Source organism: Deinococcus sp. Leaf326, assembly GCF_001424185.1.
Classification (GTDB): domain Bacteria; phylum Deinococcota; class Deinococci; order Deinococcales; family Deinococcaceae; genus Deinococcus.
Window position 1 is genome coordinate 189,691 of the sequence record NZ_LMOM01000054.1, and the last position, 13,770, is coordinate 203,460.

Genomic DNA, 13,770 nt, shown 5'->3' on the forward strand with positions numbered 1-13,770 from the left:
ATATGGCAGTTACACTACTTGATATTCAACCAACTATTCAGAATAACCTTGTTTCTACAATTGTAGAGAGCATTTACATGCGTAACCCTCTACTTGCACTTATTCCTTTTGTAGACAATGACGGCAAGACAACTTACCAGATGATTGTAGAAGATGGACTTGCAGAAGGCTCCACTACACGTCAGATTAACTCAGACTATACAGAAGGAACCGCTAAGAACAAAGTAGTTTCTTTTGACCTCGGTATTTACGGAGGTCTAGGCTTTGTTGACAACTACCTAGTTAAGGCAGGTGGAGTCCCTTACGACCTCCTAAACTCCCAAATCCAGGCAAAGGCTAAGGCGGCAGGTATCGCCTTTCAGAGAGATTTCTTCAACGGAGATGCTTCTGTAAACGCCCAGACCATGACTGGACTTAAGAAGATTGTAGCTTCTACCTCTTCTGAAAGTGTCTCTACGGACGCTCTCTCTCTAGAGGACTTTGACGCCGCTGTTTACGGAGTAAGCGGAGCTAACGTCATCTTTGCCAACGGTAAGACCGTTGCAAGGTTTAACAAGCTTATTAGAGAATCCGGCCTTCTTGCCCTTACGAGTGTTGATGTTGTAGGAGTTCCTGCTACTGTTTACAACGGCGTCAAGATTCTTTCTACGGATGTTGCGGGCCTCAACTCTCCTATTCTTGCTGACGGAGAGATTTACTCCGCTCGTCTTGGAGCAGATGGAGTCTTTGGTATTCAGGCAAACCTACCAGAGCCTACTATTGTAGAACCCGGTCTTAGACCCGGCTATACCATCCGTTACGAGTGGTTTGCAGGCGTAGCAGTTCAGCCCGGAAGCGTTTACAGAATCAAGCGTAACCTTACTGCTTAATCTGGATAAGGAAGGTGAATGAACATGTCTTTTACATTTCAGCCAGTACCAAGGGACTTCTCAAGCCTTCCTTACGCCTTGTACCGAGTCCGTCAAATCTCAAGAGACCAAAGAGAGAATCCACCCTTTAGCCTCTCGGATGAAGAGTGGACGGAAGTCCTCAAGGATACCAAGAGAGGCGTTCACTTCCAGGTGTTTAGCGCCGTCGCCCAGGTGGTCTCTACGGACCCTACCCGCCTTCAAGCTCTTACCGAGGCGTCAGGCTCCTACACCTTCTCTGACCTTGAGGCCGTCAAGGCGTCCCTCAAGGAGCAGCAAGCAGCCCTCAACAAGCAGCTAGGGGTGAAGCTGGCCTCTGTCGGCTCCGTAACCTCTCTGCCCTCGGTAACGGTCTGGTGAGTTGAATGGAATACCAGACCTATAAGACGACCGTCTCAGGTGGCGTGCCTGGAAGGGCAGGAACAACGAGCCTAGTAGCGGGTAAGAAGGTGCTTGGAACCTTTGCCGCCGCAACCTTCCAGGGATTCTCCAAGTTCTTTGGTCCTCAGGGGTGGCAGGAAGGAGGAACCTACACCCTCTCCACCCTGGATACCCTGGAAACAGGGACAGTCCTTGAGGCTGAGGGAAGGCGCTACAAGGTGGTAGGTGGGGCAAGAGGCCGTATCAGGAACGTCTATTACCTCTCGGTAGGTTCCTGATGCCTGGACTTGACGCCCTCTTTGCCGAGCTAAACAAGGTGGTAAAGCTAGCCGTAGACAAGGCTATAGAAGATACCGCCCTACAAACCCAGATAGACGCTAGGAACCTCGTTCCCTACGATACTGGGCAGCTTCACGACTCTATACAAGTCCAGAGGGAAGAGAACGGATTCAACATTAGTGCTAATACTGACTACGCTTACTACGTGCATGAAGGCTATGTAGATAAGTCTGGTAAGTTTCGCCCCGGAACCCCGTACCTCTCTCAACCTCTAAACGATAATGCGGCCCTCTACGGCAAAAGAGTACAAGAGAATATGCCAAAGAAGGTGATTATACGTGTTAAAGTCTAAGGTCAAACTGATAGAGGATATGTACAACCTCATTATTGCTTCTGAACTGGTTTCCTTGTTGGGGAACTTTACCCCGGAGCTTAAGGCGATTACCTACAGCGCCGTAGACGAAGAGTGGACTATCCCAGAGACAGGAGGGTTCATAGTCTTTTCAATAGACGGGAACACTCCAAGAGCCTCTGAGTCTGCTGTTACAAGTGAAGACGTAGTAATCAAGTTCTTCATTAGCGGCGATAATGATATAGAGATAGAAGAGCAGCTAGTAAAGCTTCTCAATGGGGTAAGTGTTGGGGTTTACTACTCCACCTACTTGGGGACCAATACGGTTCCTAAATCCCCGCAGAATACCAAATCCGCCCTAACGGCGAGATTCAAATTAAACTAAGAGGTTAATACATATGCAAATTAAAAGAGTTATCCCTAGAACACTTACCTTTACCCCTGAGGGTGGAACCGCTGTAACCTTTGAACAGTTCCAAGAGCAGGTTTCATTCTCCACTACTGATACCTTCGGAGATATGGTCTCTCAGGCTGACCTAATGGTTACAGGCAGATTCAAGACAGCACATAGCGCCTCCCTCAGAACCGTAGTCAAGTCCTTCACTACAGAAGAGTGGGCATCTATTGCAGGTCTTAAGTATATCGCCGGTACGGATACCGTAGAAGGTAATCCCACTTGGAAGACCAACTACGGCAAGGTTGTTCTTGTTGGTTATGATACCGAGGTTGATAAGGAGATTGTTATTACTATCAACAGGACTGTTCCAGCCGTAAGCGGAGATATTAACTTCTCCAAGGACAACGAAGTTACCCTAGGTCTTGAGTTTGTCGCTATGGCCCTTGCTGACGGCTCCGCAGCTTACACCTTTACCCATAGAGCAGTTAATCCCTAATCTGAATAAAGCTCTTACATCCCCTGTCTTATATGGCAGGGGATTTCTCTTAGGAATAGCTTTTTAACCTCTGTTGTATTATGGATACATACAGGAGATAACTAACATGTCTAAGAGAAGCAACGAAGATAAAATAATGAATACCAAGGAAGTAGTCCTTATCAACGGTAAGGAACTTTCACCAACTCGCTATACCGTCTACCAGACTCAAGGCATCCTCAACGAGGCCAGGGAGAAGGCTAAGAAGATTTCTGCCCTCAGAGTCAAGGCGCTCAAGCTGGGTGGACTTGCTCAGAAGGGGCAGCTTGATAACGTTGATATTGCAGACGATACCCAAAGAGAGATGCTTGAGCAGGCGCTAGAGCTACAGACTGAGCTTGAGTACGAGATGAACGGAGACATGTACAACTTTGACCTCATCAAGAGGGCCTACCCGACACTTACGGAAGGAGACCTAGAGGTCATGACTGAGGCTGAGTACGAAGCAGCCGCAGAAGCTATCTTTGAGGTCAACCCCAGCCTAAAAAAAGTACAGGCGGTACTTCTGGGGAGAGTGAGTCTGATGGACTCCCAGACTACGTAAGAGCCTTCAAGGCCAAAGCTGGACAGGACAGGGAATTAGACATTACTTATGCTGATTACTTCTCTCTACTCTACAAAGAGCACAAGTGGACCTATCAACAGGTACTAGACCTCCCTGATGAGATATTCCATCTTACTCTAGAGAGGCTGTTTCACGTCCTCAGCAAGCAGATAGGAATGGGAACAGTAGGATACGATTTCAGAAATAGTGAGCAGGCAGTAGTATCAGACTACCTAGACTTCAAAGACACTAAGTAAGCCCCTGCTTTTCAAGTAGGGGTTTTCTTCATGGAGATACATAATGACTACAAAAGTATATGGGTACTTAAAAACCCCAGATGACAAACCACTAGAGCGGGGTTCCATAAGGTTCATTCTTGCTGCTGTAGGTGCTCAGAGTGACTCACTCTACGTTGATGACAACGCCCTACATGCCTATGCCGATACCAACGGATACTTTGAGCTTAACCTCTGGCCTAACATCAACTCTAGCGTTAATGCCCCTTATGACGTGACTATCTTCCAGAGTGGAGAGGTAGTGGAGTCCTGGGAGGCATATGTACCCCAGGGAACCTCTTCAATCTCAATTGATGACCTCTACGCCCTCTACAAGAGTTCCAAGGGTGTTCCAGTCCATCTCACGTCCATAGACAACGTGTTCATCAAGGTTGACGAAGCTCTAGCAAAGGCCGCTGCTGCTGTCGCCTTCAAGAAGACTGCTGAGGATGCTGTAGCTAGTGCTACTGATGCTGTAGGTAGAGCAAATACCGCTGTCAATAGTGCTAATGATGCAATTAATAGGGCTAATATCGCCGCCGCTACAGGAACAGAAGTCCGTTATGTCCCTAATGGCAACCTAGCTGTAAGAGTAGGCTCCGGTTTTTGGCAACAGCCCAATGCTCAGAAGGCTAATGGTTGGCCTAAAGATGAGATTTGGTATCATCTTATTACATCCACCCATGACAATACAGGTAACAACTATAGTTTGCAGATAGCGGCTCCTTTCTTTGGGCAATCAGAGTATTACATCAGAAATACGGATAACCAAGGTCATAAGGCGTGGGATAGAATAATAACCTCCGGCAACCAGATTCTTAAGTATACAAAGATTCAAGGTTTTAAGTGGTATAAGGCATTCAAGATTAATAACGGAGAGAGCTTCCAAGCTGCTAACGAGTCCACTAACGTAGTCTTCCGTATCCTTGGGCAGACTGATTTCGGTAGAACCGCAGACAGGCAGACTTCTTTTATAGAAGCTTCTTTCGGGGTAAGAGGACCAAGAATCCGCCCCGTACTTACCTCCAAGGGAGATAGCAACTTTGGTCCTTATGCCGATTCTTTCCAATTCAGGATTTACGCCGAGCCTAGACCCGGAGGCGGGGAAGACGCTTACCTTTACATCCGTACTCCTGTTTATTCCCAAGCTGTAGTAGAACACTATAATATAGACTCTATCCCTCTCTTTGAAGAAGCAGGCACTATTTACCATAACGGTACAGATTGGGTTATCCCGCTTCCCTCTACAGGTAGGTTGATGTGGGATTCTGCAAATCCTACGGGTGGCTATCAAGATATGTACGTGGGCAACAACAAGGTCTACCACTCAGGAGACTTTGACATTAACAACATACTTGCAAGACTGGCGGCACTAGAGGCTAAATAATGAAAACAACAATTACAGGATATGTAAAGAATATAGATGAGTCCTTAGTCTCCAAAGCCTTCGTTAGACTCACTCTTGATGCTAGCGGATACAAAGACGGCTCTATCTACGTCAAGGACAGTACAGCCGAGGTTTATACCAATTCCTCCGGTAAGTTCTCCCTGTCCGTCTGGGTGAACTCCGAGAGCCTAAAACCCAGCCCTTATACCCTCTCCGTTATTACCAAGGAGAAGGTACTAACCCTAGGAGACCTATATATACCTGGGGGTAAATCAAGCCTAACAATTACAGAAGTCATAGAGTTTAGTAGGACTGTCACCAAGGCGGGCAACGTCCCTAGCCTCCAAGAGATTGTAGAGAAGCTCCTTCCTCCACCTGTCTTCAACATCTCGGAGACGGGGTTCATTACCTTCCCCTCTGTAGCGGCCCTCTCGGCTGCCGGTCTCAAGAACGGCCAGTACGCCTACCTCAGTTCCTACTACGCCGGAGGTTCTGCCGGAGGTGGCCTGCTCAGGTGGGATGCCGCCTCTACGGCTGCTCCTGACTCTGGGAGCGTCTTCAAGGTGCCTGGAAAAGAGGCAGGTAGATTTATCCGCCTTGCCCACTTGGAAGGCGTCTATAGCCCTGAGGATTTCGGAGCCGTAGGAGATGGAACCACCAACGACTATCCAGCCTGGGTAGCCCTTGCCGCTGCCGCCTCCAATCGGGATGGAGTTACCCTCAACCTCGGGAAGAGAGCCGTCTACCATTGGGACCAATACCGCATCCTTGGAGGGTTTGAGCCTCAAGGCGTACAGCCTAACGGCATCAAAAACCCCAGGTTCATCAACATTGACGGCCTACACATCAACGGGAATAGCTCCACTATCCTTATCAAAGGAGACTTTAACCGTAGAGGCATGAGGTTTGCTTTTGCCTATGACTTAGGGCCTATCAAAATGGAGTGGTGGGACTCCCCAGACGACCAACTGAGTCTAGAGTTTGTCCATATCAACAACACTACGGGAGGCAACTTTACCGTACTCGGACAAGCGGATAAAATGTCTAGCTCCGCTGGAAGCAAGCTGCCTAACGGGGCAACTATGTATGTCGGGGAAGGCTACGGGAACGGTATCAACCTTTACCACGTCACTAACCTTCATTGGTCCAATACCGCAACAATCCAGAACCAGACTGACGGCCTTTACGTCTCTGGTATTGAGTCCACACTTGGTCTTGCTGAGTACGCCACTAACCAATACCAACCAAGCAGCCAAGACCTACACTTCACTAACCATACAAGCAGGTTTAACAGGAGGCAGGGTGCTTCACTTGTTCACTTCCGAGGCTGCTACTTCTACGGAGGGGATTTATCCTATACCGGGTATGTAGGGACAGAGAGGGACGGTACGCCGATTGAGGATGCTCTTAGCTTCCTGAGGCCCGCTGCTGGGGTAGATGTAGAGCCGTTCTTCAAGAATCATGACCCAGCACCTCATAGGGGAGACGTTGACTTTGGAGTAGCCCACTTTATCGGGACTAAGTTCATCAACAACTATATTGGTGCAATCGCTAACGCCTACGCTAAAAAAGTAGATGACGTTCTTTATGATGGTTGCTTTATTGACATGCGACATACGCAACACCCCGACGCCTGGATTGGAGTCAACTCCAAAGGCTCAAGGATTGTCAATAGCGTTATCCACCTTAACCGTAACGGATTCCTCTTCTACGATTATGACGGAGACCAAGAGAAGTTTCCTGACGGTAGATACGCTCAAAAGGGCGTTAATAGCGTCATCTCCAATAATGAAATCTACCTACAGCGTTCTCTAGGCTACAAGGACATACTGAGGAATCCTACCGTAACCTTTGATAACAACAGGGTCTTCCTGCCGGAGACGGAGGCTACCCAGTTTGACCCGCCTATTTATCTTACGGATACTAGAGACAACTACGGGGATAAGACGTACCTGTACGGCAACAACTCCAACTTTAGATTCACTAACAACAGGATTGTTATTCCCTATGAGTTTTTCAGTCAGACTTACTCAGGTGGAGGTTATGCCCAACAAGTAGCGGTACTCTCCGGCCTCGGCGCTGTTCATGGGAACTCCTGGGAGGTCTCAGGGAAAAAGCCTGCTATCTGGAACAATGATTCTTGCTTCTCCGTTCAGTACCAGTCCTTAAATGCTGAGGGTAAGTACATCTTCATCACTCAACCTCAGATAGAACACTTCCCGAGTGACGGAGCAGTCAGGGTTCATGACCTCTTCTCCGTAGTGACGGCTCCTTATAGCTACCCTGCTCCTGTACTCCTTAGGGATAATGACGCCCCTCTAAGGGTCTATACGGGTAAGGATGCCGAGCTTCCTAAGGGTGTTCATGTGTGGCATGGGGAATACGTTGTTAGGCCCTTTGAAATCCTCAAACCCAACAACGACCAATTCAACATCTTCACTACAACTCCCAATGACGGAGAGACGCTTAAGATAGTCCTTTGGGCAGAATACCCAGGCGTACTAGCTGAGTATACGTGGACAGGAGGAACCTCCTTTACCCTTACAGGTGGTACGGCTCTATCAAGTGGATTCCCAATACAGGTAGAGCATGGGACACCTTTTGAGCTTAGAACCGAGTACAACGCCTTACCGGCTGACCCTCTGTACCCAGACAGAACCTTTGCTACAGGTGTAGTAGCAACATTCCTCAGAAGATTTAGAAGCGGAGACGTTCCTAAGTTCTACTAACAACAGCCCTCCTTAACCGGAGGGTTTTTGCTTTAGTAACTACTCCTACCCGTTCAAACTATTATGAGTAGAGAGGTTTATCATATGACTCAAACTATATTAGAAACTGTTGTAAAGATTACCGGGGATATTTCAGGGCTGTCATCTAGCCTGGATACTGCTTCTAATCAATCCAACGCCGCAGTAAATCAAATAACTAACAACGCCTCCCAGTCTTCCAGCAAGATAGGAGGTTTCTTCAAGAATGCAGGTGGAGCAATATCTACTGCTATTAGTGGCGCTGCTGTTGCTGGGGTTGCTGCTCTCGGCGCTCTTGCTATCGGGGCCGCTAAGTCCTCCTTGGATATGGCAACCTCGTATCAGAATGGTCTCAAGAAGATACAGGCCACTACAGGGGCAAGCGCCGAGGAAGCTAAGAAGTACGGCGAGATTGTCAAGAACGTCTACGGTAAAGGACTTGGAGACTCCCTAGAGGATGTTGCAAGCTCCGTAGCCAACGTAGCGCAACAGTTCAAGGGTTTGTCCTCTAAGGAAATCCAACAGATTACCGAGGATGCCCACACCCTCAAGAACGCCTTTGGCATTGAGATTAATGACTCTATAGGGTCCGTCAATACCCTCATGAAGAGCTTTGGGATTACCTCCAAAGAAGCTTTTGACCTCGTAGCCTACGGTATGCAGTCCGGCCTAGACCAAGGTGGAGACTTCATAGACACTATCCAAGAGTACGGAACTCAGTTCAAAGAAGCTGGGTTCTCTGCTCAAGAGTTCTATTCCATAATCGCTACAGGTGCTCAGAACGGAAGCACGCTAGGTACTGACAAGGTTGCTGACCTCATCAAGGAGTTTGGTCTAAGGATTGCAGACGGCTCTAAGGCCACCTCTACAGCCCTCAAGGACTTAGGTCTTAACGCTGACGAAGTAGCTAAGAAGCTCGGCTCCGGGGAATGGACTAAGGGTCAAGTCTTCGCAGAGATACAGACTAGGCTACAGGGAGTAACCAACGCCGCCGAGAGGCAGAACATAGGAGTAGCTCTCCTGGGTACTCAGTACGAAGATATGGGCCAGAAGGCCGTAGCTGCTATCAAGACCAACATAGATAAGCAAGCTGAAATGTCTCAGGCTATGGAGAAGGCAAGAGCCGTCAACCAGGGTCTCTCCCAGACCTTCCAAGCTTCTTGGAGGCAGATACAGGTAGCCCTCATCCCCGTTGGGGAGATGCTCCTTGCCCTTGCTGGCAAGGCTCTACCCTACGTTACCGAGGCCGTAAAGGTTGTTGTTGGCTGGATTACCCAGCTTACAGCAAGCTTCAAGCAGACCTCTTCCGAGGGTGGCAACGAAGTCAAGAAGCTTATGCCCCTCTTCAACTCCATTAGAGAGGCCGTCACTACTGCTGTAAGAGCAATAGTGGATATTTGGAACAAGCTCCTTATTCCCCTCTTTACTGCCCTTGCCCCTGCCGCTAAGGCTGCCTTTGGCGTAGTTGGTGGATACCTCCAAATCTTTGCCGGGTTTATCAAGGCCGTCTTTGGCTCCATCTCCCTTATTCTTAAAGGTGACTGGGGAGGCGCTTGGGAGTTCTTCAAGACTACTCTTGCTAACTCTCTCAAGACTGCTGACACGTTCCTCAACAACCTTAGCGCCGGGTTTGTAAAGCAGCTTGGAGCTATCGTTACCAACATCAAGATTTGGGGCACTAACCTTGCTGCCGAGTTCTCAGCTTCTATCGCTAACGCCTTCAACAGGGCTAAGACGAAGGCCGCAGAGGGTGTAAACAACATCCTTGACGGTATGGGACTGGGTAAGAGGATTAGTATTCCTGTTGCCGTAGAGGTAGCGCCGCAGAAGCAGAGCTACGTGAAAGTACCCAACATGTTTACAGGTGTCGGGAATACCCCTCCTGTCAATACGGCTCCTGCTCCTAGGCCCGCTGCTGTCGCTACACCTCAGTACAAGACTCCTGCCGCCCCAGCGCCTACGCCTACGCCGTCTAGGGCCAACGTTCCTCTCAACCCAACCCAGGCTCCTGCCGCCGAGGTAGTCAAGGTTAAGAAGGGCAAGGCCGTCTCTTCTGACGCTCCTGCTGTCCCCAAGTGGGATGACAAGGACTCCCAGAAACTCAAGAGACTTGTAGACGACCTGCAACACGCCGACAAAACCGGCAAGGCGACTGCCGACAGTATCCGCACCTTTAACCAGGCGCTACAGGATTTGGGCAACAAGGCGACAGAGGCCGGAGTACGCAACAACTCCGTAGTGTCCAGCCTCATAACCGAGGGCAAGGAGGCGTCTAGGACCGCTGCTCAGCATGTCCAGGCGCAGACGGCTAGGAAGGCTGCTGACAAGGCTGCTAAGGACGCTGCTACCGCCTACAGGGCTGAGCTAAGCAACCTCAAGAGCGCCGTCAAGGACATGACTGCTACCGAGCTTGAGCGCCGTATTGGTCAGGAGAAGGCTAAGCCTCAGGTAGACCAGAAGAGACTGGAAATCCTCCTAGCGGCTCAGGCTACCAAGCAACTCAAGGAGCAGAAGGAAGCTCAGAGGCAGCTTACCGAGGCGCAGAAGGCCAACTCAGAGGCGGCAGTCTCGGCAGCCAGGACGGCTAGAGACAACATCCTCAAGGACAGAGAGACCAACCTCAACGCCTCTCTAGACTCGGCTCTCAAGGCTGCTGGGGATGACCTACAGGCTCAACTCAAGGTCTACGCCGAGTACAAGCCTAAGTTTGTCGCTCTTGCTCATGACAGAAACGTCGCTATCAGGGACGACGCCCTAGCCGAGGAAAACAAGAAGTACGGCTCACTCATGACGGCTGCTAAGAAGGCCGGAGCCGATACCACCCAACTTACCCGTTCCCATAACGCCCTACTCTCTTCCATCAACCAGACCTACAGAACCTCAGAAGCTCAAGCCTCCAAGACTTTTGCTGACAAGGTAGCTGACGTAAGGGCTAAGGTAGAAGAGCAGGCCCTAAAGGACAGGACTAAGGCGGCAAATACCGAGTTTGACAACGCCACTAAGTCTCAGGTGGCAAAGCTCAGTAGCATGTCCAACGAGCAGCTTAGTACCTTCAAGACTCAAATTGAAGGAATGCGCCCTAAGTATCTGGAACTTGGGAAGGCTGGTCAGGACGTTGTTACCAAGATTGATGAAATCTCAGGCAAAGTTACCGAGTCTATACAGGCTAATGTTGACAAGGCTAAGAGCTACTTTGCTGACCTCCTTGAAGACGGTAAGGGCGTTCAGGAGCAAATCAACGCTATCAACTCTGGTCTAAGTACGGAGAAGGCGACAGGGGAGAAGTACGCCTCTGACAAGCTTAAGCCTGTTACCAATGCTCTTTCCTCCCTGGGTGAAACACTCAAGAAGGCTAAGGAGAACTTCCTTAACCTCATCCCAGGAACCAAAGAGTACGGAGAGGCTAAGACCTTTATTGACGGCCTGGAAACAGTTATCAAGACCTCCAACGCCAACCTCCTTACTGCTCAGGCTCGTTATGTATCTGAGTGGAACAGGACGGAGGCCGACAGGCAAGACAACAACAAACTACAGGTAGCTAAGAACAATCTAGAACTTGGTCTCATTACCAAAGCTCAGTATGCTTCCCAGCTTGACGAGTCTAAGAAGTATTGGGAAGGCCGTCTAGCTCAGGAAGAATCCGGTTCTGATGACTTTATATCCGTACAGTCTAAGCTTGTTTCCCTTAGCGGGGAAATTACCAAGGGCCTAACCGAGGATGTAAAAGACTCTATAGACGCTCTCAAGCTGGACAAGCTTGTTAAGCCTGAGGACTTTGACAAGGCCGGAGAGGCTCTGGAAGGACTTAAGAAGAAGTACAAGGACTTCCCAGAACTCATAGAGCTTGTTACTGATGCTCTCAATAACCTCAACGAGAAGCAGGGCAAGCTGACTACAGATACAGGTAAAGCTGCTGTAGGAAGGCTAGACCTTGGAGACCCTGAGCAGCTTGAGAAGAACATATCTGCCCTTGATGCTCTGGAAATCAAGTACAAGGACTTCCCAGAAGTTCTAGACGCTATCTCCAAGGCTTATGAGTCTATCGGGGCTACAGTTGAAAAGGTTACTACTGATGCCGACAAGGCAACAGAAGACTTCCTCAAAACTGTAGATGACGGAGCAGAGAGCCTAGGGAAGTTCTCGGAGGATGTAGGTAAGTTCAGGGAGAGCCTCTCTAGCCTAGAAGGTTCAGGGAAGAGAGATGATGCTCAATTGGTCCTTGACGGCCTAACAGCCCAGAGGGACGCTCTAACTCAGACTGCAAAGACTGAGGAAGAAAAAGCTCAGATAACCTTGGATTGGGCAGAGAGGGTACGCCTTGCTAAGCTTGCTGTTGCCCAGGCAGAGCTAGAGATAGCTCTTGCAAGCAACGAAGCTGCTAGAACCCAGGCTCTCAACTCTGATGAGGCGATAGGACAGGCTGAACGCATCAACGCTATTTATGATGCTCAAGCTAGCCGTATCAAGACTCAGAACACCTTGACTGTAAATAACATCAACAGTACAAGCAAGGTGGAGACTGATGCCGCTACCAAGACCCTAGAGAATAACCAGAAGATGATGGATTCCATCAATAAATACTCTGGGTACGCTAAGACGGGAATAGGGTTGATTGTAGGGGGCCTACAGGCTCTCGGCGGTATGTCTGAGGAAGTTGCTTCCCAATGGGGAGCAGACCTCGGAAGTATGGTAGACGACATTACCAACCTTGCTACTTCAATTGCTAAGGGTGACTGGATTGGAGCAGCCGTACAAGGTCTCATGTCCATATTCAACTGGATTAACAGGAACGCTAAAGCTGCTCAGGATGCCCGTAAGGCAACTGAGGACTACGGTAAACAGTTCAAGTTTGTTTCTGGGGACCAATTCAGAAGTGTAGAGACCTACTCTACTGGGTTCCTCTTCTGGCAGACGACCCACTACAAAGAGACCCTTGATGAACTCGGCGTAGAAATTACCAAGACACTTGATAGTGGTATTGGTCAGGGTGTTTCCAGCGGTATTCAGAACTACCTTAACGGTACAGGTGGAGTAGCCGAGGCTATCAACGCTTCCCTCAAGGGGGCGATAGTCAACGCTATTACCCAGGCTGTTATAGAGTCTGCGATTATCAAGGAGAAGCTTGGACCTCTCCTAGCCGAGCTTGCAGCCGGTATCAGGAACAGTACGGATGTTAGCGGAGTCCTTGCTAGAATCAAGACAACTATTCCTGAGGTTGCTTCCACACTAGAGGCCACCCTATCGCCTATCAAGAGCGTACTTAATGAAATCTTCCCCGCTGCCGACAAAGTAGCGGATACAGCGGAGAGAGTAATAGACAGCTTTGCCGAGTTCGTCAAGACCCTTGCAGAAGGCATCAAGTCAGGGGTTGAAGGTGGATTCAAGACAGGTATTCAGAAGTTCCTTGAGGGTGGAACTGTTGAAGACATGTTTGAAGGCATCAAGGCCGGTATCAAGTCCTCAATTGTCAACGCCGTTCTTGAGGCTGTCATGAACGGAGCGATTATCCAGGGTTCTCTAGGACCAATGCTCAAGCACCTTACCGAGGCTCTAGCCTCTGGTACTGACCCTTCTGCAATTATCGCCTCTATAGCCTCTGCTCTTCCTACGATTGTCTCAACGTTGGAGCAGACCTTAGCGCCGATTAGGAGCGCCCTTGAGGTACTCAACCCTAACGTTGTTGCGCCTGTTCCAGCGGCCCCAAGCCTCGGCGTAGAGAACAACTCTGGTAGTTCCTCCAACGGGGTAACTACAGGAGTCTCTACAAGCAATACGGTCAACAATGACGTTAAGCTTACCTTCTACATTACTGAGGCTAGTGACTCTGACAAGATAGCTAGGGACGTGGAGAGAAGGCTAACAAAGACAATCATGGGTTACGCCTAAGAAGGGAGGGGAGAAATCCCCTTCTTTTCTTTTAGTAATCGGGGATTTCAAAGCAAGATAAAATTAATAACAAAGGTGA

The 13,770-nt window shown here is 49.2% G+C and carries 9 protein-coding genes; all 9 read left to right on the forward strand.

The window, feature by feature from the left end:
• Nucleotides 1-2 precede the first annotated feature (2 nt).
• The 9 genes from ASF71_RS24040 (at nt 3) to ASF71_RS16335 (ending at nt 13,691) form a co-directional block, all read left to right on the forward strand.
• Nucleotides 3-869 (forward strand): major capsid protein, encoded by an 867-nt coding sequence (locus ASF71_RS24040; RefSeq protein ID WP_156372890.1) that lies wholly within the window; start codon nt 3-5, stop codon nt 867-869.
• A gap of 404 nt (nt 870-1,273) precedes the next feature.
• On the forward strand, nt 1,274-1,567 hold the full coding sequence (locus ASF71_RS24045) for a hypothetical protein (protein WP_156372891.1): 294 nt from the start codon (nt 1,274-1,276) through the stop codon (nt 1,565-1,567).
• Complete coding sequence (locus tag ASF71_RS24050; protein WP_156372892.1) at nt 1,567-1,920, forward strand: HK97 gp10 family phage protein; 354 nt, start codon at nt 1,567-1,569, stop codon at nt 1,918-1,920. Before ASF71_RS24045 ends, ASF71_RS24050 begins: the two co-directional genes overlap by 1 nt.
• Before the next feature lie 19 nt (nt 1,921-1,939).
• Nucleotides 1,940-2,305 (forward strand): hypothetical protein, encoded by a 366-nt coding sequence (locus ASF71_RS24055; protein ID WP_156372893.1) that lies wholly within the window; start codon nt 1,940-1,942, stop codon nt 2,303-2,305.
• Nucleotides 2,306-2,318: 13 nt separating this feature from the next.
• Nucleotides 2,319-2,813: a hypothetical protein gene (locus tag ASF71_RS24060; protein WP_156372894.1), complete on the forward strand. Its 495-nt coding sequence runs from the start codon at nt 2,319-2,321 to the stop codon at nt 2,811-2,813.
• Between the two features lie 106 nt (nt 2,814-2,919).
• On the forward strand, nt 2,920-3,396 hold the full coding sequence (locus ASF71_RS16330; protein WP_056302236.1) for a hypothetical protein: 477 nt from the start codon (nt 2,920-2,922) through the stop codon (nt 3,394-3,396).
• Between the two features lie 300 nt (nt 3,397-3,696).
• Nucleotides 3,697-5,058: a hypothetical protein gene (locus tag ASF71_RS24065; RefSeq protein ID WP_156372895.1), complete on the forward strand. Its 1,362-nt coding sequence runs from the start codon at nt 3,697-3,699 to the stop codon at nt 5,056-5,058.
• A complete protein-coding gene (locus ASF71_RS24070) occupies nt 5,058-7,787 on the forward strand; it encodes a hypothetical protein (RefSeq protein ID WP_156372896.1) in 2,730 nt (909 codons plus the stop codon). The genes ASF71_RS24065 and ASF71_RS24070 overlap by 1 nt, the downstream gene beginning before the upstream one ends.
• Nucleotides 7,788-7,871: 84 nt before the next feature.
• Nucleotides 7,872-13,691 (forward strand): phage tail tape measure protein, encoded by a 5,820-nt coding sequence (locus tag ASF71_RS16335; protein ID WP_162243128.1) that lies wholly within the window; start codon nt 7,872-7,874, stop codon nt 13,689-13,691.
• Nucleotides 13,692-13,770: the final 79 nt, after the last annotated feature.

Coding starts and splice junctions, on each gene's coding strand:
- ASF71_RS24055 (WP_156372893.1), top strand. CDS start 1,940: ATGTACAACCTCATTATTGCTTCTGAACTGGTTTCCTTGTTGGGGAAC.
- ASF71_RS24065 (WP_156372895.1), top strand. CDS start 3,697: ATGACTACAAAAGTATATGGGTACTTAAAAACCCCAGATGACAAACCA.
- ASF71_RS16335 (WP_162243128.1), top strand. CDS start 7,872: ATGACTCAAACTATATTAGAAACTGTTGTAAAGATTACCGGGGATATT.
- ASF71_RS24045 (WP_156372891.1), top strand. CDS start 1,274: ATGGAATACCAGACCTATAAGACGACCGTCTCAGGTGGCGTGCCTGGA.
- ASF71_RS24040 (WP_156372890.1), top strand. CDS start 3: ATGGCAGTTACACTACTTGATATTCAACCAACTATTCAGAATAACCTT.
- ASF71_RS16330 (WP_056302236.1), top strand. CDS start 2,920: ATGTCTAAGAGAAGCAACGAAGATAAAATAATGAATACCAAGGAAGTA.
- ASF71_RS24050 (WP_156372892.1), top strand. CDS start 1,567: ATGCCTGGACTTGACGCCCTCTTTGCCGAGCTAAACAAGGTGGTAAAG.
- ASF71_RS24070 (WP_156372896.1), top strand. CDS start 5,058: ATGAAAACAACAATTACAGGATATGTAAAGAATATAGATGAGTCCTTA.
- ASF71_RS24060 (WP_156372894.1), top strand. CDS start 2,319: ATGCAAATTAAAAGAGTTATCCCTAGAACACTTACCTTTACCCCTGAG.